The 1,432-nt window shown below is 70.3% G+C and carries 2 protein-coding genes; both read left to right on the plus strand.

Annotation, left to right across the window (positions count from 1 at the left end; all coding sequences use genetic code 11):
- On the plus strand, positions 1-513 hold a 513-nt coding region (locus B0F77_RS48095), incomplete at its 5' end, for a hypothetical protein (RefSeq protein WP_086665954.1).
- 35 nt (positions 514-548) lie between these two features.
- Positions 549-1,432, plus strand: an 884-nt coding sequence (locus B0F77_RS27825) for a DUF5829 family protein (protein WP_211294059.1), incomplete at its 3' end; no start/stop codon positions are given.

Raw genomic sequence — 1,432 nt, forward strand, 5'->3', positions numbered from 1 at the left:
GAGCTGCTGGCCGCGGGCGAGGAGGAGTTCGCCGCGTCGATCACCGAGATCGACGCGGCGCTGCGCCTGCGGGAAGAGGAGATCCGGCTCGCCCGCGAGAAGGTCGGGCGGCTGCGGGCGGGCAGCGCGTTGTTCGTGTCCGCCGAGGCCGCCGCGATGCTCGACCGGCTCCGGGAGATCGGTGTGAGCGAGCGGGGCGTGCGGATGGAACGCGAGGTCTGGGTGCTCATGCAGTCCGTCGCGCCGGACGAGGCGGCGGTGTGGCTCGCGGACAAGACCGATGCGCTGGCCGATCCCGAGTTCCGGGAGATCTGTCTCGGCTACGACGAGGCGTTCGACTGGTCGCCGGACGATCCGCGGCTGCCCGCGCTGGCGAGGCGGGCGGCGGCATGGCTGTCGTCGCGGCAGGAGATGCCGGTGGCGGATCCGGAGATCACCGCGCTGGCGATGTCCGCGGCGGGTGCCTCGTCGCCGGCGTGGAACCGGATGGCCGTGCTAGGGCAGCCGACTTGAGTCCGGCTTGAGCGGCCCGGTCATACGATCCCAGCATGGGGACCCGACGAGTGTTCTGCATGATCTTGGCCGTGTTGCTGGTGCTCGGTGCCGTGGGACCGGCACAGGCGGAGGAGCGCCAGTTGTTGTTCTACAACCACGCTTGGGGCACGTTCGACCGCGCCACCGCGGACGCCATCGAACACTCCGCCTACATCAAGAAGTTCGCCGACTTCGAAGTCCGCACGACCACAGGTGCCGACGGCAAGAAGTGGACAGGCCGCTATCTACGCGGCCGCGAGACCTATCTGGAGTTGTACGGCATCGGCGACGCGGGCGGCTCGGACGGCGAACTGGGCTCCGCCGGTCTGGGCCTCTCGACAGAGCACGACGGTGACCTCGATGCCGTCAAGGCCCGCCTGCGCGCCGCCGGCCGGAAACCGATCGACTTCACCCAGACCCGGGACTTCGGCGACGGCAAGCCGGTGCCGTGGTTCGACGCCGTGTTCCTGACCGAGCGCTACGAGAAGTTCGGCGCCTGGGGCATGGAGTACCGCGACGAGTACCTCGACGACCCGCGCAGCAAGGTCGGTCCCGCGCGGTTCCCCGGTGACGTCAGCCGGGAGCGCTACCTGCCGGACGAGTACCGGAACCGGCTGATGCGCGACATCACCCTGATTCACGTCGCCGTGACCGCCGCGGACCTGGTGCACACCGTGCCGCTGCTGCGGGCGGGCGGGTTCTCGGTGTTCGTGGACCAGACCGGGCTGGTGGCGGTGGGCGGCGGCACCACCATGCGGTTCGACGAGGTGCCGAAGGGACAGACGGGGCTCAAGCGGGTGGAGTTCGCGCTGAACCGCTCGGTCGCCCCGCACACGGAGCGGCTCGGCACGTCCACGCTGGTGGTGGGGCCGGGCAAGCGCGCGGTCTGGACTTTCTG

It is taken from the genome of Lentzea kentuckyensis, from assembly GCF_002150765.1.
GTDB classification, from domain to species: Bacteria; Actinomycetota; Actinomycetes; order Mycobacteriales; family Pseudonocardiaceae; genus Lentzea; species Lentzea kentuckyensis.